Source organism: Succinatimonas hippei YIT 12066 (genome assembly GCF_000188195.1).
GTDB classification, from domain to species: domain Bacteria; phylum Pseudomonadota; class Gammaproteobacteria; order Enterobacterales; family Succinivibrionaceae; genus Succinatimonas; species Succinatimonas hippei.
In genome coordinates this window covers 20,454-39,141 of record NZ_GL831047.1, presented here as the reverse complement: position 1 = coordinate 39,141, position 18,688 = coordinate 20,454, and the positions used below count along the sequence as shown (strand labels likewise).

Below are 18,688 nucleotides of genomic sequence, written 5' to 3'. Positions count from 1 at the left end.
TCCCCAATGGATCAGTTTTAAATTGTTGTTGAAAGCGGCAGGAACCCGCCAAAGCTTACAACAATAGCTCTATTGTTGTTTAGCAGTAGGAATCATCGGCCTTTAGGCCGGTGAGGACGTCAACAGAATATGTAACTCATTATCGCACTACCGAGACATACTTCTCTTTGTGGATATATTAATATATCTGACTACAGCAAATCCTCTTTGAGAGTTATCTCAAAAACATTTGCAGTATCGCAATCCGGACAGCAAAACTTAATTTTTCCGTCTTTGGCTCGCGGCGGGGTCCCGCCGTAACGCAAAATATCTATATACGGAAAAGCAACATGCATGGCCATAGGACAAAGTTTACCACGATCATTATCAAAGTCAAAAGTATCACCAATTCGATGACCGCGATGACATCCGGCTTTTCCTAATCTGCCTATAATAGTAAGAATAATTTTAGGTTTCTTTTCTGTCATACCTATTCTGTACTATTTACGATATTTTTTATAAGGATCGTACTTAACATTAGGATCAATATCGTAGCCTACCGATTTCGCCTGACGTGCTATATACACATCCGGAGCTTCTTTCTGACGTGCTTCTTCTCCTATATCCTCTTTTTCAAGAAACTCTTCTTCTTTTTTACCGGCATTAATCCCTTTTTCGGTCAACTTAATACCTTCATCAGTAATTTCAATTAAGCGTTCTTTATAAAGATGACCTATAGCCTTTTTAAATTTGCCCTTTGAAATATGCAGATAATCTTCAATTTCATCAGGATCCGACTTGTCGTTAAAATCAAGCTCTCCGCCTGAATTTAATAAAGCCTGCAAAATATCAGCTGCAGCATGTTCTACCCCGCTGCGCCCCGGCTCCTGTAAAGAAACATCAATACGGCCGTCTTCTCGAACATTTATGATCCATCCTGAATAGCGCTTTCCGATTTGGATCTCACCTTTTTGCTCATTTTTATAAATAAGGCCGTAAACATGATCGTCCACAATAGTTCTAAAACCAAGCGGAGTATGCGACACCGGAACAAGGCACACTCTTTGTCCCGGTTTGTATTCTCCGGAGTCGGCAAAATCTTTAATATAACGATTAAAGCGCTGAGTACCGAAAAGTCTTCCCTGATCATCAAGTGCTACATAGACAAGTGCCATCCTGCCCACTTCAAAAGAACCGCGCTGTTCAGACACCGGAACCACTAACTCTTTAGGAATTCCCAAATCAAGATAAACAGTACCGCAATCAATGGATGTGACACGCAGCCGTCCGGTCATACCAAGCTCAAGATAAGGATGGCGGGCAGTTGCTAAAACTCTGCCTCCGTCAACATATAAAAACACACGTAAAGAATCGCCTTCCTGTAAATATTGAGGCAACTGACGACGCGGAACAAATAATTCTCCATGCTCATGGGCATCGACCATTGCTCCCTGATCGGAAATTTTGTTTACCGTAAGCTCGTACATGCGTCCCGGGATTAACGTATCAGCCATAACCTTACCTTACAATTAATATTGAATTTGAGATTATTCTACCGCAAAAGCGACAAAGGAAAATGCTTTATAAAAAAGAACCCCAACTTTCACTTTTAACAAATAATTACTAATTTTTCGAATTTTACGCACAAAAAAGGCCGCCTAACGACGACCTCCTTTATTGACTTTAAAGATAGTGCTTATTAAACGCGCATAAAGTCAACATGAATAATACGTGAAGTTACCGGATGGCGCTGCATTGCAACAGGCTTAACGGCAATAGCTGAACCGTCGAGATTGATGGTAACGGTTTCAGAGTAAAATTCATCTTTCAAAGCTGCTACAATTAATTTCTTCTCATCCAAAGTGATGGAAACAGTCTCCTGACCAGGAGCAACGATAATAGCAGGAATACGTGCTTCACGACGAAGGCGGCGGCTCGCACCTCTCCCCAAGTCGGTACGTACGACGGCATCTAAAGTAATGGCCATAATAAAAACTCTCTATAAAAATTAAACATGGTGTTAAGTTCTGCGACCGGAACTTAGCGCGCCAAATTATAGCCTAAAATTACAAAAATTAAAACAAGCGCCTAAAGATCTTGCTGCAAATTCGGCAGCCGTTTAACAATAGCTGCCGGAAAAATCTTTAATTTAACTTTGTCTGCATAGCAGCAACAATATGCGCTTTAACTCCCGCTTTCATCGCTTCATCTTCAATCATAAATTTATCACTGTGATTATTAGCTGCATTGTCAGTATCGGGCTTATCAACGCCTAAAAACATGAAAACACTCGGAACTTCAAGAGCATAAAAAGAAAAGTCTTCACTTGCACCAGGATTCCAAGTTGAGATCTCTGCATCAATATTATTTTCCTGTAATAACGAAACGGTGTTTTCAGCAAGCTTAGGATCATTCATGGTAACAGGATAAGATTCAATAATTTTAGTTGTCACATTAGCCCCGGTCGAAATACCGACACCTGCGGCAATCTCAGGAAGACGTTTAATTAGCACCTTACGGATTTCATTATTGTTGCTTCTAATCGTTCCGGTCATTTGAGCCTTACCGCTCATTACGTTATCGGCCTCTCCTGAATACAGTTTTCCTACCGTAATTACCCCCATACCTTGTGACAAATCAATATTTCTTGAAATAAGCTGCTGCATTGAGACCACGATCTGCGATGCCGTTAAAGTCGCGTCAACACCGCTCCACGGCATTGCTCCATGTGCCTGAACGCCTTCTACGTCAATTTTAAAACCGTCAATACTGTTTAGAGTAGCTCCTTTTGAAATAAGAATTTTTCCCGCATCCTGTCTGGCCATTACATGAATACCGAACATATGCTTAATCTTAAAGCGCTCAATTAAATCATCTTCCACTAAAGCTTTAGCGCCGGAATTAGGTAAATTATCCGCAGTATACGGATTTATCAAAGAATCACCTTCTTCTGCCGGCTGAAAAACGAAAACAACCGCCCTGTCAATTTCATCTTTATGCTCAGCCATAATTTTGGCGGCACTAAGCAGCATAGACATATGTGCATCATGTCCGCACATATGCGAAACGAAAGTTTCTTCACCGAAGATTTTGCCTTTTGCCGTACTGACATAATCAATCTCGTTACGCTCTTTTATGGGTAATGCATCAATATCAGCTCTAAGTCCTATCGCATCACCTTTTTCTTCATTAATAATTCCGATTACGGCAGTAGGAGCGTCTTTAAAGCCGGTAACGGTTTTAATACCTTGTTTTTCTAAAAAAGCCTTAATGTATTTTTGAGTCTCATATTCCTGATTGCCAAGTTCTCCGTGCTGATGCAGATAATGCCGCATCTCTACCGTATTGTCATATTCTGCGTTTACGGCTGAATCAAGCCAGGAAATAGGAGCTGCACTAACAATCCCCGTCATCATTAAAGCAGCGATGCATGCTGAAATTTTTAACATATTCATCTCCTTTTTCTGTATATCTTTCATACCAATTAAAAAGCAAATTGCCTAATCTATCAAGAGGAACAAGCCTCTTGCGGAATTTATTCAGCTCTAAAAAAATCAAAGGAACATTTTTGTCAGGTATAATCTGCTCAGTTATTCGGAGTGTTTTTTATGACCCAAGATTTTATCCGCCCGTCAAAAGACGAATCATTTATGGAAATTGCGCAAGCTGTTTCCATGCGTTCCACCTGCATTCGCCGCCGTTACGGTGCTGTTATCGTATCTAAAGACGGCAGAATCGTGGCTACCGGTTATAACGGAGCTCCGCGTCATCGCGCCAATTGCTCTGATTTAAAATCCTGCCTAAGAGCAGAACTTAAAATCAAGCCCGGCACCCACTATGAACTATGCCGCGCTGTTCATGCCGAAGCGAACGCAATTATCAACGGCAATCCTTTGGATATCGTCGGCGGAACTTTATATTTGGCAGGAACCGATGCCGCGACGAATAAGCCAACTGCGCAAATGCGCCCGTGTGCCATGTGCGAACGACTTATTTTAAATGCCCAAATCACAAGAGTAGTACTGCGTGATGAAAACGGTAATCTGATTTCAGTAAACCCTCTTGATTGGGATGATGATATCGTTAAGCGCTATGAAATAGAACATCAAAAAATCAACTGATAAATCAATAGGTTTTTATATGATTGATAAAAATAAAATATTTGAATTTAAATATATTATTTTTGATCTTGACGGCACTTTATGTGACACAGAGCATCTGCACGCCGATGCTTGGACAGCCGTAGCCCAAAAATACGGAATGCCGCCCATTACCCATGAGTTATTAATTAAAATCGGCGGCATCAGCACCATCAATTTAAGTAAAATGTTCTGTCAACAATACGGAATAGATGTAGATCCGCAAATTATTGCCGACGAAAAAGCGCAAAATTATTTTGATAACTTTTTGCCCAAAACCCAAAAGTTCGAATCAATATGTTCTATTTTGCGTGAAGCGCATGATCGCGGCATCAAAACCGCAATTGCAACCGGCTCACAAATTAAAGAAACCAACTATTTAATTGAACTTTTCGGCCTTACCGCTTATGTCGATGCGGTTGTCACCGCAGATCAGATTAAAAACGGCAAACCGGCACCCGATACCTATCTTGAAGCCTGCAAGCGTTTAAATGCAACTCCAAGCGAATGCCTCGTTTTTGAAGATACCCCTATCGGCCTTCAAGGAGTTAAAGCTGCCGGCATGACTTGTATCAAAGTTTTTGAAGGAAAAATCGTTTCAGACGATTTTATTAAGCCTTAAGATGCAGAACAAAGCCCGCATGCTCGCGGGCTCAACTTTCTAAAAAAATCAATCTTCATCAATTAGTCTTGGGAAAGATTCTTCCGGTCTTTGATCAATCTTATCAGAATCATACGCACGGCGCAGGTTAAGATTGATATCATTTAAAATATCCATATCGCCGGGAGTCAAATCAAAACTGAATATCTGCGAATTTTCCAAAATTCGTTCAAAGTTTACCGACTTCGGAATAATTGCGACACCGCGCTGTAAGTTCCATTTTAGAATTACCTGTGCTGTCGTGACATGATGATAGTCGGCAATGGTCCAAATACGCGGATCGTTTACCAGGGTTCTGCCTTGACCGCCAAGCGGTGAATAGGCTTCCATCAAAATACCTTCTTTTCTACAGTAATCAAGCAACTCGTTTTCCTGATTTTCAGGATGACATTCAACTTGATTTACCTGCGGAATAACGCTGGCCCCGCTTTCTTTTAAATGTTGTAAATGATGAATTTTAAAATTAGATACGCCAATAGCCTTAATCAAACCTTCTTTCTGCAGTTTTTCAAGCTCTAAGTATGCTTCCACATAACCGGCAAACGGCCAATGCAGCAAATACAAATCGATATAATCAAGCTGCAATCTCTCAAGTGATTCAAGAAGACCCTGACGAGGATTTTTAAAATCATCCTTCCACAATTTCGTGGTTACGAAAATATCTTTTCTGCTGATACCGCTGTCTTTGATGCCGCGTCCTACACTTTTTTCATTACAGTAAACTCGTGCTGTATCAATCATACGATATCCGTACTCAATTGCAGTTCTTACCGCACTGCGCGTGATTTCTCCGGCAGGAGATCTGAAAACTCCCAAACCGAAATACGGCATCAAAACACCATTATTTAAAACAGCACGTGAATTAATTTCCATAATTACCTTCCTGCTTACGCGCATCCGTCATGGATTTATAAGCTTTAATTAAAACATCAGGACCTGCCCCTAACTGTGTCATGTGTTCTGACAAATATCTTCTATATAATCTTGCACCGGGACATGAGTTAAACAAACCTAAAAGGTGGCGCATCAAATGATGCACAGGGATTCCTTCTGCCTTTATTTTTGCAGCTAAATCAACGGCTTTATATAAAAGCTCCTCACGTGAAGGCATAGGTTCGATACTGCCGAAAATTTCGCTGTCAACTTTACTTAAAATAAAAGGATTATCAATAATAGCGCGCCCCAGCATCACTCCGTCAACCCTTTTAAGCTGATCTTTTACGGCATCTATAGTCGTTATACCTCCGTTAATAGTAATTCTAAGGTTGGGAAAGGCACTTTTCACCAAATAAACTCTTTCATAATCAAGCGGAGGAATGGTTCGGTTTTCCTTTGGCGATAAACCGTTAAGCCACGCTTTTCGCGCATGTAAAATCACGTGCCGGCAACCTGTAGCTGCTATAGTCTCAACAAGCTTTAAAGTAAAATCAACGCTATCATCTTCATCAACGCCAATACGCGTTTTTACGGTTACGGGAACAGACACGGCATCCTGCATTGCTTTAACGCAATCGGCAATAAGATCGGGGGTCTTCATCAACACTGCCCCGAAGTTTCCGGACTGAACCTTATCTGAAGGACATCCTGCGTTTAAATTAATTTCCGTATATCCAAAACCTGCACCGATTTTTGCAGCTGCTGCTAATTTTTTGGGATCAGATCCCCCTAACTGCAACACGCACGGTAATTCTTCATCATGAAACTCAAGCAGGTAATTTTTACCGTGAATGACGGCATCAGCTGCAATCATTTCAGTATAAAGCATGGATTTTTTAGAAAAGAGACGCGCCAAACGGCGGAAAACTGAATCGGTAACATCTACCATAGGGGCCACAGAAAAGCGCATGGCCCCAGAAAGTTCAAATTGTTTTTGCACTTTAATTATTATTCTTTAATTTTTTAGTAAGCATACTTAAACGACTCGGATGAACAGAATCTCTGATGATCGTAGAATCAGAAGTCATATAACTCATACGGCTTAAGTTCTCTCTTACAATATCGGAAAGCCACTGATCATAAAATGCCGGCAAACCTACGGTAATAAGAGAAACTTTTTCTTTTAATGCTTTAATATGAGCCTCATCAGGACGCTGCAAGAACTCAGCAATCGTCTTCCCCATCTCACGCATCTGATTGGCGTTAGCGCCGCGAGTGGTTGACGGCAAAGTGGAGAAACGTACCGCATCGTACTTAACATTCGGATCAGTGGTCAACATTGTACAAATTCTTACATTAACTCCTGCTTCCATCAGAAGTTCCTGCGCACCGCGGGCAGAAACGGCGCAGCCTTTAGTATCAATGATTACCAAATGAGAATCAGTACCGCCAAAAAGCACTTTAGCACCGCCTGCTGCAAGACCTTCAGCCAAAGCTTTGGCATTATCGACAACCGTATGAACATAACGGCTGTAAACCACATCTTTCATCTCAGACATACGAGCGGCCAAAGCTGCAAGTTCTGCAGACTGCAAACCGTTATGACCTGCAGTAATAGCCATGCGGTCAATTGAACTTGCATATTTATTTGAACACAAAATAACCGATGAATGAGGTCCCTGCATAGCACCGTGAGCACTGAATGTCACCACATCAGCATGCGGTAAAGGAGAAGGAAGCACACCTCCTGCTATAAGACCTGCCGTCTGTGAAATGTCACACCACAAAATCGCACCGCATTTATGCGCAATATCGGCAAAACGTTCATAATCAAGAGACAAAGGATAATTAATCGGAGAGACTATGATGAGCTGCGGCTTGCATTCCATTGCCTGTTTTTCTACCGCGTCCATATCAAGCTTACCGCTTTGCGGATCGACACCGAAATTAACAAAGCGATAGGCAAGGTTTTCGCTGTTGCAATGTTCCTTTTTACGCAAATCAAGAGACATAACCACATCGCCGCGACGGGTCAAACTTTGGAACACCACTCGAGATGCCGCCTCAATGGTAATCGGTCTTACATTGGCGTGATCGGCTTTAAACAACTCGCAAATTCTTTTTGCAGCCAAAGGCTCCAGGCCTTCAACGCGATTGTACGAAAAATGCCGAATGGTATTTACAAGTACGCTTCCCATAATCGCCGCGCATAAAGGAGACGTACTGTTTTCATCAGGGATGAAAGATAAAGATAAACGCTGATATTCAAGCTCTTTCTCAAAATAAGCGTAAAGATCGGGGTCAAATCCTCTGATGACATTAAGCGGATTCATATGACTCTCCTTAGCGATAATCGCGGTTGTCTCTTACATTCTAGAAAATTTTATACTAAGAATTATCACAAAAACAATGAAATAAATAAAAACATGAGCCTTAAAGCATATTTTTAGTCTTATTTAAAGCCGACTTAACATCGTTAAATCGGCTTTGTTCTGCTTAAGGGAAAAACGGCCATACCATCGGGATTACTACTACACATACGATAAATGATAAAACCACCAATGGAGTACCGACGATAATGTAGTCCTTAAATCTAAAGCCGCCCGGTCCTAAAACCAAGGTATTAGGCGGAGTGGCAACCGGGGTTGTAAACGCACAAGATGCTGCGATAGCGATTGCCATCAATACCGGATACGGAGAAGCCCCCATTTCCTGTGCAATGGAAATACCGATAGGACATAGCAGAGCGGCCGCTGCAGTATTGGACATAAACTGCGTCAATCCGCAGGACAGACAGAATAAAACTGCCATAAACATCATTGGTGAAGGGTCACTGCCGACCAGACCTACCACATGATGCGCTATTAAAGCACCGGCTCCGGTTTTATCAAGGGCTGTAGCCAAAGGCAGCATTCCGGCAAAAAGGAAAATAGTAACCCAGTCAATACCGTTATAAGCTTGTCTTTCAGTAAGGCAGCCGAGCAGCACGCACAAAAGAGCGCCGGAAATAGCCACCATTTCCGCAGTAAGCCCCGGAATACCGAAACAAATGCCTAAAATCACGTAAATCAAAATAACAAGACAGTAGATACGGGCGCGCGGAGTACCTGACATGCCGTCGGTTACTTCAACCGAGCCCAAATCTGCCATATTCTTAGGTACTAACTTACGCCCGATAAACACCATGTAGATAATTGACATTATCGACAACGGAATACCGACATAAGCAAATTCAAACAAGGTAAAAGGGACAATCCCGGCAGCCTCAAGAGCTCCTGAGGCAATGATATTAGGCGGTGTTCCGACCATGGTAATGGTTCCGCCCGTATTGGCAGCAACAGCCAAGCCCATCAAAAGAGGAGAAACGGGAACTTTAGCCGCAGCGCAAATACCTATAAATACCGGCATTAAACAGGCGACGGTTCCGGTATTTGACGCAAATGCCGACATGCATACCGTAACCAACATCAATGAAGCCAAAAGCGGAACTTCTCTTGTTCCGACTTTTTTAACAACCCAGTTTCCTATAGTCTGCGCCAATCCTGATTCCAGCATCGCCGCACCGACAACGAACATACCGGCAAAAAGGACTACTGTAGAATTGGAAAGGCCTGAAAAGACTTCATTAGGTTTCAGCACGCCAAGACAACCTAAAGCAATAGGTGCAGCCATTGCAGTTATGGCCAAAGGGATAAGCTCCGTCACGAATAAAACCGCGACTACAGCAAGAACAATTAAGGTAATGATTGCGGGATCCACGGCATTTCTCCTTAATCTTGAAGCTATAGTATTATTTATAATCACAAACAGGAATTTGCGTTATGACAGATCTCACAGTTACACCATTTAAAATCTTGATTTGCTTTGCTTTTGTTTTAATTACGACGATTAGCGCACGTTTTTTGCTAAAAGACAAACGTGATTTGTGGTTCCGGCGCAGCCAAAGCAAGAATATCATCACGATAAGAGGAAAAATCGGAGAATATTTGGCTCTGGGCTATCCTATATGTCTTGAAGGTTTTGCTGTAACGGTGCTGCTGCTTGCGGTTATCGTTCTGGAAATACTTTGTATCCTTTATTTAAATATCTAAATCAACGGAATTTGTAAGCCGGGAGCTTTTGTGATCTTTTCGTCAGTCAAAACACGGCATCTTAATTTTGCCTGTGATTTAGTCTATAATGATTCTTTCTGATTTTAGGTCTTACTATTAGTTTTTTTTCAGTAAAAGCATGTCTAGAAACTTACTTTTAAAGCCGACTTTACTGAAGTTTGGGGCTGTTGCGTTATCTGCGCTTATTTGCGTATGCACGATTAATGTATGCAGCGCCTCCTCACGATATAAGACCACTATCACTGCCGTAAGCTCTGATGAAATAAGAATTGGGGCTGACAGAAACATAAAAGATGAAACTTCCGGGATCAAACAAAAATTAATCATTGGCTTTTTAAAAAAAGGCGATTCATTTAATAAAGCTGCAAAACGCGCCGGACTTTCATCTAAAGAAATATATCAAGCTCAGCAGGTTCTTGCCGATAAACTCGATTTTTCACGATTAAGACCGGGAGATTCTTTTCGCATTTTATTAAGCGATGAAGGAGACAACTCCAAAGTAAACGCCTTACAGTTTAAAACTAAAAATCACGGCAATATTGCTCTTTACCGCAATCAAAACAACAACAAATTTTACAGTGAAAACGAAGTTGCACAACAAACAACAACCGCTTTCAAACGTTTTCCGCTTAACGGCGAAATAAAAATAAATTCCGAGTTTAATCCGTCTCGCCGACATCCTGTTACAGGACGTATCCGCCCGCACAAAGGCGTTGACTTCAAAGCACCAATCGGCACCCCGGTTTATGCTCCTGCCGACGGTGTAGTATATTTTTCAGGTTACCAAAGAGCTGCCGGCAACTATATTATTATTGAGCACAATAACGGCTATAAGACCGTTTACATGCATCTCTCAAAACGTCACGTCAAAAAAGGCCAAAAAGTAAAACTGGGACAGCTCATTGCCAAATCCGGAAACACCGGCAGAACCTCAGGACCGCATCTGCATTATGAAGTCCATGTTAACAATCGTCCTGTAGATCCGATGAAAGTCGATTTACCGTCGCTTCCTTCCCAAAAACCGGTCCTCACACAAAAAGAGCAAAAAGCTTTTGCCAGAACAGTTAAGAAATATAAAGACGATATAAAAAGCTTGGCTTTACTTTACACTCCAAGCAACGAAAATTCTCTTAACTAGTCTGATTTATCAAAACATAGCTTATTTTGCCAGAAAAGCTGTTTTCCCTAAAAAATATCCCTGCCTTCGCAATAATTTGCAGCAAGCGATAAAATCGCCTCACAGGCAACTGCATCAAGAGGAACAAAAGAGCCTAAAGTTTTTCCTTCTTTTAAATCCAGAGCATTCACAATATCGGCAATCGCCTCGGTTTTTATTCCCAACTCTACAAAATTGCACGGCAATTTGACATTTTTAAAGAAAGCTCTTAGTGCTTTTATTCCGTCATAGGCGGTAATTTTAGGATCTTCAAAATTTATGGCAATTCCGAAAACACGATTTGAAAACTGAGCAATACGCAGTGGATTAAACTGCACCACATATTCCATCCATGCCGGAATCAACACTGCCAAAGCATCCCCGAAAGGACAATCATTCTCAACAACTAGCTGATTGGCAAGTTTGGTAATAACATTATCCGATTTTCTTCCCATACAGCAAATATCGTTATGAGATAATGTAGCTGCCAACATCAGATTAGCCCTTGCATCAATGTTATTCGGATCTTCATAAATCTGCGGCAATAATTCAATGATGCTTGATAAAACCGCCTCACATAATTTATCTGACAGCAAAACTCCGGTCGAATTTGAAAAATATCCTTCCAGCACGTGATTTATCATATCAACACAACCGCTTGCGGTTACTCTTGGGGATAATGATAAAGTTAAATCAGGATTTAAAATCGCAAATTCCGGAACAAAACTGTTGCTGTACGCAATAAGCTTTTCTCTTCTTCCATCTTTTTCACGCATTAAAGAACTTGAATTAGAACACTCCGTTCCTGATGCGGGAACAGTTACGACACAGCCTAAAGGCAAAGAGCGGTAAGGTTCGCGGTGCTTTTCAAACATATCCCATATATCACCGTCAAAAAACACACCGGCAGCAACAATCTTTGCCGTATCGATTACCGATCCGCCGCCTACAGCTAAAATGTAATTAATCGAATTGCTAAGACAAAATTCAATGCATTCATATACTTTGTCAATATGAGGATTGGACTTGATTCCGCCTTTGGAGAAATATTTAAGCCCTGATCTGTCAAGTGTCCTGCCGATTCTTTCCACTATTCCGTACTTTATGGCGGCCTTCTCTCCATGCAGAAGCAAAACCCGCGTTCCACCCTGATATTTGATTATCTGACCTACTTCATTATCCGCACTTTGACCGAAAATGATTCTTGTCCTTCTAAAAAAATCAAAAGATTCCATGGCTTTTATACTTAAATATTTACACTGCTTTTCATTGTATCAAACCTGCAAAAATTATGCGGCGGTAAAAACAATGTAACGAAAATGTTAAGACGACTTAAATCTTAAATTTTTTACTGATTTATTTTTAAAAAAAGATCTGAAAAGCTTTTATTTTTATTTTTTTTTATTATCATAGCCCTAAATTTCCGTGAACTTTCGGAAAGATACAATCTGAGTTTCCCGATAATTTTATATCGGGAGTGTCTGTTACCTGTTGTTTTTAACAGCGTTATGGAGAGTTAAGCACCAGTGGAAAATACACCTGTGTGCACGGCTGATAAGCAGCCTGTTGCTGCTTCTGCAAACAATTCAGCCGTTCCGGCAAAAAATGCCGGTCACCGTCCGGGCGAACTTCCGGGCAATAAGCCCTCACCTACGGAACAAAACCTTCGTCCGATCCTTGAAATCAAAGACATCACTAAGGAGTTTGAGGCATTTACTGCCGTAAACAAAGTTAATCTAACTCTTTATGAAGGCGAAATTTTTGCCCTTTTGGGATCATCAGGATGCGGAAAATCAACTCTTTTGCGTATGCTCGCAGGATTTGAAACCCCGACTTCAGGAAGCATTTTACTTGACGGTGAAGAGCTTATCGGAGTTCCTCCCTACAAGCGCCCCGTTAATATGATGTTCCAATCATACGCATTGTTCCCTTACATGACGGTAAAACAGAACATTGCTTTCGGCCTTAAACAGGAACACCTGCCTAAAAGCCAAATTGAAGAGCGCGTAGAAAAAATGCTGCATTTGGTGCACATGGAAGATTACGTGGATCGTAAGCCTTTCCAGCTGTCAGGCGGACAGCGCCAACGTGTTGCTTTGGCCCGGTCTCTTGCTAAAGAGCCGCGCGTACTGCTGCTTGACGAACCGATGGGAGCTCTGGATAAAAAGCTGCGCGAACAAATGCGTCTTGAGCTTGTAGACATTATTAACTCAGTAGGCGTAACTTGCCTTATGGTAACTCACGATCAGGAAGAAGCCATGACCATGGCCGATCGCATTGCCATTATGGATCGCGGACAATTCGTACAGATAGGCGGACCTCGTGAAATTTACGAAAACCCTAACTGCCGTTTCTGCGCTGAATTTATCGGCTCGGTAAACTTGTTTGACTGCACCCTGATTTCATCTAATGCTACACAGTCTTTACTGCGTGCTGATGATTTCACACACCTTATAGAGCTGCAGCACGATATTGACCTTGCCGACGGCATGCCTCTTACTATCGCCTTACGCCCTGAAAAAATTTATATTTCACACGAAAAACCCGAAGAAGAAACCAACTGGTGTCACGGCGTAGTAGAAAATATCGCCTATCTGGGCGACATTTCCATTTACTACGTAAAACTTAAGGACGGACGCATAGTCACATCGACTCTGCCTAACGTTGATCGCTTCAAACAAGGTCTTCCCACATGGGATGATCAAGTATATTTAAGCTGGGACGCCGAATCCTGCATTGCCCTTACCATTTAATCTAGGAGGCAAGTATGTCTACGGGTTTTAGCGCCAATATGTCTTTTATCAGGCGAGCTTTTCAGGCTAAAAGAAGGCCGACAAAGCTCTCTAAGCCTCATAACAGGACATGGAGAGATTACGCATTAATTCTCGTCCCGTATTTGTGGATGATTTTATTTTTCCTGTTGCCGTTTTTAATCATCTTCAAAATATCTTTGTCGGTATCGGAAATTGCCATTCCTCCTTATTCACCTCTGGTGACTTTTGAGGAAGGAGCAATGCAGATCATCCTGCATCTTGAAAACTACACTTCAATCTTTACCGATGAAGACGGGACTTATTTCCGCTCTTATGTCAAATCATTGCAGGTAGCAGGGCTTTCCACGCTGTTCTGCCTCATTATCGGCTATCCGATCGCATGGGCGCTTGCAACGTGTAAGCCCACGGCACGCAACGTATTATTCATGCTTGTCATCATGCCGAGCTGGACTTCATTTGTAGTACGTATCTACTCTTGGATGACCATTATGAAGCGTGACGGCCTTATCAACGATATCTTAATGGGTATAGGGATCATCGACTCGCCGATACAGATGCTGCAAACCGACTTTGCAGTTTACGTAGGCATAACCTATTGCTATCTGCCCTATATGGTGCTGCCTTTATTCTCGGCATTAATGAAAGTCGATTATTCACTTATTGAGGCGTCCTATGATCTGGGCTGCAGACCGGTAAAAACGTTCTTTAACAGTCTGATTCCGCAAACCAAAAGCGGAATTATCGCCGGATCCATGCTGGTATTCATTCCGGCTCTGGGTGAATACGTCATTCCTGAACTTCTCGGCGGAAAAGGATCTATCCTCATCGGACGTATTTTGTGGCAGGAATTCTTTAATAACCGCGATTGGCCGCTGGCCTCAGCTGTTGCCATCATCATGCTGATTATATTAGTAATTCCGATTGTTTGGTTCTATAAGATTGAACGCAAAGAACAGGAGAAACTCTATGCGCAAAAATAAATCCTTAATAGCGCGCATCGTGATCCTCGCCTGCGCTCTGACTTTCTTATACTTGCCTATTTTGATGCTCATTATTTATTCATTCAATGAGTCCAAAATGGTAACGGTGTGGACAAAAGCATCCCTGCACTGGTACTACGAGCTTTTTTCCGACTCCCAAATCGGTCATGCAGTATTGATTTCGTTAACCGTCGCCTTCATGACTGCCTGCGCTTCGGTTGTGATCGGAACTCTCGCTGCATTCGTTCTAGTAAGAGTGCGCTCTTTTACCGGAGAATCACTATTCGTTCTGCTTATCACGGCACCAATGGTGCTTCCTGAAGTCATCACCGGTTTAGCGCTTTTAATGCTCTTTGTTACCTTAGGTGAAATCATCCCCTGGTTTGCCGACAGAGGAATATTCGCAATCTGGATTGCCCACGTTACATTCTGCTCTGCATATACCACCGTAGTTATCAGATCGCGATTCCGTGAGCTGGATATCTCTATTGAAGAAGCTGCTATGGACTTAGGCGCAGGACCTATCAAGGTATTTTTTGCCGTGATTTTACCTGCCATTATGCCTGCAGAAGTAGCTGCATTCCTGCTGTCATTTACCATGTCGATGGATGACTTGGTAATAACCAGCTTTATAGCAGGACCTGATTCGACTACACTGCCGATGCTCATTTTCTCAAGCGTCCGCCGCGGATTGTCTCCTGAAATCAATGCTCTTGCCACTATCATCGTACTTATTGTGTCGATTTTCACTTTCTTTGCCTGGCTTTCCATGGTTAAAAAGCAAAAACGTATGGCGTCTGATGCAGCAAAAGCCGCAAAAGCTGCTAAACTTGAACAACAAAGAAGTACGTTCCATTCAAAAATTTAAAGGATCGCGCCATAAGGCGCGATTTTTTTTGCCCAAAATATGTGCTTATTGCTGTTTATTTCAGTGCTTATGCTATAATTGCGGCCACTTATATGCTTATAATGCACTAAATTAGTGCAAAAAGATTAATCTACACTTTTCGGAGAGGTTATGGAACCTTACTACGCAGGTGCGTTATCTATTCTTCCGCCTATCATTGCCGTAGTTTTAGCATTGATAACAAAGGAAGTTTTCTCTTCTTTGCTGCTTGGTATTCTAACCGGAAGCCTTATTTACTCCATCGGTATCGGCAGCGACATGATTATTGTAAGCACTGTTGAAAATGCTTTCAAAATCATGGTTGATAAAGTTGATTTCAACATCATTCTCTTCTGCTCCCTTTTAGGTGCACTTGTTTATGTCATATCCATGGCTGGAGGATCTCGCGCTTACGGTAAATGGGCAGCCAAGAAAATCAAAGGTAGAAGATCTGCTTTACTTTCCACCTCAGCTTTAGGCGCTTTTATTTTTATCGACGATTATTTCAACTGTCTTACCGTCGGTACTGTAATGCGTCCTATCACCGATACTTATCGTATTTCCCGCGCAAAACTTGCATATATCATTGACGCAACGGCTGCACCTATCTGTATTATCGCCCCTATTTCCTCTTGGGCAGCTGCTGTCGGTTCCAACTTAAAGAGCACCGGTGCTTTTGAAAGTGAAATGGAAGCTTTCGTTTCCACTATTCCATGGAATTTTTATGCATTGTTATGCATTATCATGGTCATCATGGTCAGCGTCGGTAATTTCGATTTCGGACCGATGCGCCGCTCCGAGCTTGCCGCTATTCACGGTGAAAGTAAAAATGACAGCGTACAAAATGAAGACGCACCGACCATTCATGCTCAAGGAACAGTTCTTGACATGGTGATTCCTATCTTTGCTCTTATTATCTTTGCTGTTTTGTCCTTACTCTATTGCGGCGGATACTGGGGAGAAGATCCTGCTTACCATACCATAGCCTCAGCTTTCGGAAATACCTCGGCAGGACCTGCTTTGGTAATAGCATCTTTTGCTGCTCTGCTGGTTGCTTTTATTCAATTCGTGGGACGTCGTCTTTTAACCCTAAAGACTTTCATGCAAGGTGTTATCAAAGGCGTTCAAGCCATGATCCCTGCCAATATGATCTTAGTGCTTGCTTGGGCAATTTCCGGAATTTGCCGCGATCTTCTCGAAACACAGGTATTCATCGGATCTTTAGTACAAAATGATGCCGGTCTTGCCGGCAACCTGATGCCAGCCATCATTTTCGCAATCGCCAGCTTCCTGTCATTTTCTACCGGAACTGCTTGGGGAACATTCGGTATCTTAATTCCTATCGTCGTTACCGTTGCTCAAGCTATCGCTCCGTCAGGAGAACTGACCATTATTGCCTTATCTGCCACCTTGGCAGGATCGGTATTCGGCGATCACTGCTCACCGATATCCGACACCACAATTCTGTCAAGCGCAGGCTCCGGCTGCGTACATATCGAGCACGTTTCCACCCAATTGCCGTATGCATGTATTACCGCAATTTCCGCGTTCATCGGTTACGTAATTGCAGGTCTTACCTTATCTCTGCCTTTGAGCCTCGGCAGTGCTATTGTCGTCATGGTGATATCTCTTACTTACCTGCACTTGCACAACTCAAAGCGTGAAAGCATTCACGACCACTATAAAAAGGCTACGCAAGAACAATAAGTAAGCAGTACCTTACGTCTGCATTCCCGCTTAAAACAAGCGGGATTTAAATGCTGATCGATCAATAAAAAACCTCCTTTGCCTTGAACTGTACCCCGTTTGGTAGACAACTTACCAACGGGGTATTTTCATGGGTGGAAAACGTATTGCAAAAGAGATTAAACAAAAAGCACTAGAACTCTTTCAACAAGGCTTCAGCTACAAAGCAACAAGCTCACAGCTAAGCTTAAAACAGAGTACAGTAAATAATTGGTATTTATTATTTCGTTCCGGTGATACCTCTTGGGCTACGGCGAAATATCGCAAAACAAACATCGGCGTTCTGCAAAGAGCAGTTGATGAATATCTGAATACCGGGCAAGGCTATAAGACCATTGCCGTTAAATACGGAATTTCTCCTTCAACATTGTTAACAGCAAAACGAAATTTCGTAAACTATGGAGTAGTACAACTGTCCCGAGGTCGAAATTCTATGCAGTGTCTCCAAGAACAAAAGCAAAAGATAAAAAAAGAATTCAGGCAGCAAAGAAAGCGGCTGGAGGGAAAATTAGCCTCCGTAGAGAGTGCACTCTCCTGCATGTAAATCGAAGCTCGGTCTACAAGTCGTTAAAGCCATCCAAGAGGGATGAGGACGATCGGGATTTAGCTGAAAATATGCGAGAGATTCAATGTAAACACCAAGGTTGTTATGGAATCGATCGCATGACCGGAGAGCTGCTGCGGCAAGGACTCCATGTTAATCACAAAAGTATTGCGCGCATTATGAAACTGTATAAGCTCAACGCTGTTATTCGTAAAAAACGCAATTACTTTTGTGCAGTTGAGCAAGTACCGCGCCGTCAACTGCCTAAGAATCTGTTAGCACGGAAATTTCACGCAGACAAACCGGGACAAAAGCTTGTCAGCGATGTAACTTATTTATCGACAGCAGACGGACAATGGTGCTATGCCTCTTTGGTGAAAGATTTGTGTACATCGGAGATAGTTGCTTGTGTAACCGGTCGAACTCAAAATCTAAGCTTTGGCTTACAAACGCTTAAGCAGCTGAAGGACAAAATACAGCCGGGAGCAGTATTTCATACAGATCAAGGCTGTCTTTATACCCATCCGATGTTTTATCGTGAATTGAAAAACATGCGAGTTGTGCAAAGTCTATCAAGAAAAAGAAATTGTCTTGATAATGCTGTTATAGAGAGTTTTTAACGGCACGATGAAGTGTGAATGGTTTTATACTCAATTGGGTAAGGGCCGATGGAAATTATCCTTTGATGAGGTTTCTAAGAAGGTTTTCGAGTATGTGAAGTATTACAATGAGGAACGTATCCAAAAGAAATTGGGTTATCTAACACCGAGTGAATATCGGCATCAAATAACCCAAAATCAATAACCTTAACCGGTCTACTCTACGGGGTAGAGTT

General features: G+C 42.1%; 20 protein-coding genes. 11 read left to right on the top strand and 9 right to left on the bottom strand.

Annotation, left to right across the window (positions count from 1 at the left end; all coding sequences use genetic code 11):
* Positions 1-191: 191 nt before the first annotated feature.
* The 4 genes from HMPREF9444_RS08030 to HMPREF9444_RS08015 all read right to left on the bottom strand — a co-directional run bounded on the left by HMPREF9444_RS08030 (position 192) and on the right by HMPREF9444_RS08015 (position 3,428).
* Positions 192-467: a TIGR04076 family protein gene (locus tag HMPREF9444_RS08030; protein ID WP_009143918.1), complete on the bottom strand. Its 276-nt coding sequence runs from the start codon at positions 465-467 to the stop codon at positions 192-194.
* Between the two features lie 12 nt (positions 468-479).
* The gene (locus HMPREF9444_RS08025; protein ID WP_009143917.1) at positions 480-1,493 is read right to left on the bottom strand and encodes a CvfB family protein; all 1,014 of its coding nucleotides are present in this window, start codon (positions 1,491-1,493) and stop codon (positions 480-482) included.
* Between the two features lie 185 nt (positions 1,494-1,678).
* A complete protein-coding gene (rplY, locus tag HMPREF9444_RS08020; protein WP_009143916.1) occupies positions 1,679-1,966 on the bottom strand; it encodes a 50S ribosomal protein L25 in 288 nt (95 codons plus the stop codon).
* A 157-nt stretch (positions 1,967-2,123) separates the two neighbouring features.
* On the bottom strand, positions 2,124-3,428 hold the full coding sequence (locus HMPREF9444_RS08015) for a M20 metallopeptidase family protein (RefSeq protein WP_198002775.1): 1,305 nt from the start codon (positions 3,426-3,428) through the stop codon (positions 2,124-2,126).
* Positions 3,429-3,587: 159 nt separating this feature from the next.
* Between HMPREF9444_RS08015 and HMPREF9444_RS08010 the strand changes: the two genes are divergently transcribed.
* Complete coding sequence (locus HMPREF9444_RS08010; RefSeq protein ID WP_009143914.1) at positions 3,588-4,100, top strand: deoxycytidylate deaminase; 513 nt, start codon at positions 3,588-3,590, stop codon at positions 4,098-4,100.
* A gap of 19 nt (positions 4,101-4,119) precedes the next feature.
* On the top strand, positions 4,120-4,740 hold the full coding sequence (locus tag HMPREF9444_RS08005; protein ID WP_009143913.1) for an HAD family hydrolase: 621 nt from the start codon (positions 4,120-4,122) through the stop codon (positions 4,738-4,740).
* A 48-nt stretch (positions 4,741-4,788) separates the two neighbouring features.
* Here HMPREF9444_RS08005 and HMPREF9444_RS08000 read toward each other — a convergent pair whose 3' ends face one another.
* From HMPREF9444_RS08000 to HMPREF9444_RS07985, 4 genes are all read right to left on the bottom strand, one after another.
* Positions 4,789-5,652, bottom strand: a complete 864-nt coding sequence (locus HMPREF9444_RS08000; RefSeq protein WP_009143912.1) for an aldo/keto reductase — start codon at positions 5,650-5,652, stop codon at positions 4,789-4,791.
* Positions 5,642-6,655 (bottom strand): tRNA dihydrouridine(20/20a) synthase DusA, encoded by a 1,014-nt coding sequence (gene dusA / locus HMPREF9444_RS07995; protein ID WP_009143911.1) that lies wholly within the window; start codon positions 6,653-6,655, stop codon positions 5,642-5,644. Before dusA ends, HMPREF9444_RS08000 begins: the two co-directional genes overlap by 11 nt.
* A 1-nt stretch (position 6,656) precedes the next feature.
* Positions 6,657-7,988 carry a glycine hydroxymethyltransferase gene (locus HMPREF9444_RS07990; protein ID WP_009143910.1) on the bottom strand — a complete coding sequence of 444 codons (1,332 nt, stop codon included), beginning with the start codon at positions 7,986-7,988 and terminating at the stop codon, positions 6,657-6,659.
* Between the two features lie 163 nt (positions 7,989-8,151).
* Positions 8,152-9,414, bottom strand: a complete 1,263-nt coding sequence (locus HMPREF9444_RS07985) for an SLC13 family permease (protein ID WP_040909425.1) — start codon at positions 9,412-9,414, stop codon at positions 8,152-8,154.
* Between the two features lie 62 nt (positions 9,415-9,476).
* On the opposite strand from HMPREF9444_RS07985, the gene HMPREF9444_RS07980 reads away from it, so the two are divergent.
* The gene (locus tag HMPREF9444_RS07980; protein ID WP_009143908.1) at positions 9,477-9,746 is read left to right on the top strand and encodes a hypothetical protein; all 270 of its coding nucleotides are present in this window, start codon (positions 9,477-9,479) and stop codon (positions 9,744-9,746) included.
* Between the two features lie 139 nt (positions 9,747-9,885).
* Positions 9,886-10,905, top strand: a complete 1,020-nt coding sequence (locus HMPREF9444_RS07975) for a peptidoglycan DD-metalloendopeptidase family protein (protein ID WP_009143907.1) — start codon at positions 9,886-9,888, stop codon at positions 10,903-10,905.
* 47 nt (positions 10,906-10,952) lie between these two features.
* On the opposite strand, the gene HMPREF9444_RS07970 is transcribed toward HMPREF9444_RS07975, so the two are convergent.
* Positions 10,953-12,158, bottom strand: coding sequence for an iron-containing alcohol dehydrogenase (locus HMPREF9444_RS07970; RefSeq protein ID WP_009143906.1), 1,206 nt, complete (start codon positions 12,156-12,158; stop codon positions 10,953-10,955).
* 438 nt (positions 12,159-12,596) lie between these two features.
* Between HMPREF9444_RS07970 and potA the strand changes: the two genes are divergently transcribed.
* From potA to HMPREF9444_RS11435, 7 genes are all read left to right on the top strand, one after another.
* Positions 12,597-13,676: a polyamine ABC transporter ATP-binding protein gene (gene potA, locus HMPREF9444_RS07965; RefSeq protein ID WP_050779018.1), complete on the top strand. Its 1,080-nt coding sequence runs from the start codon at positions 12,597-12,599 to the stop codon at positions 13,674-13,676.
* A 14-nt stretch (positions 13,677-13,690) separates the two neighbouring features.
* The gene (locus HMPREF9444_RS07960; protein ID WP_009143904.1) at positions 13,691-14,677 is read left to right on the top strand and encodes an ABC transporter permease subunit; all 987 of its coding nucleotides are present in this window, start codon (positions 13,691-13,693) and stop codon (positions 14,675-14,677) included.
* Positions 14,664-15,545, top strand: a complete 882-nt coding sequence (locus HMPREF9444_RS07955; protein ID WP_009143903.1) for an ABC transporter permease subunit — start codon at positions 14,664-14,666, stop codon at positions 15,543-15,545. The genes HMPREF9444_RS07960 and HMPREF9444_RS07955 overlap by 14 nt, the downstream gene beginning before the upstream one ends.
* Positions 15,546-15,695: 150 nt before the next feature.
* Positions 15,696-17,270 (top strand): Na+/H+ antiporter NhaC family protein, encoded by a 1,575-nt coding sequence (locus tag HMPREF9444_RS07950; protein ID WP_009143902.1) that lies wholly within the window; start codon positions 15,696-15,698, stop codon positions 17,268-17,270.
* Positions 17,271-17,400: 130 nt separating this feature from the next.
* On the top strand, positions 17,401-17,853 hold the full coding sequence (locus HMPREF9444_RS11135; protein ID WP_009143901.1) for a hypothetical protein: 453 nt from the start codon (positions 17,401-17,403) through the stop codon (positions 17,851-17,853).
* On the top strand, positions 17,748-18,473 hold the full coding sequence (locus HMPREF9444_RS10640) for an IS3 family transposase (RefSeq protein ID WP_187363660.1): 726 nt from the start codon (positions 17,748-17,750) through the stop codon (positions 18,471-18,473). The genes HMPREF9444_RS11135 and HMPREF9444_RS10640 overlap by 106 nt, the downstream gene beginning before the upstream one ends.
* Before the next feature lie 7 nt (positions 18,474-18,480).
* Positions 18,481-18,657, top strand: coding sequence for an IS3 family transposase (locus HMPREF9444_RS11435; protein WP_009143899.1), 177 nt, complete (start codon positions 18,481-18,483; stop codon positions 18,655-18,657).
* Positions 18,658-18,688: the final 31 nt, after the last annotated feature.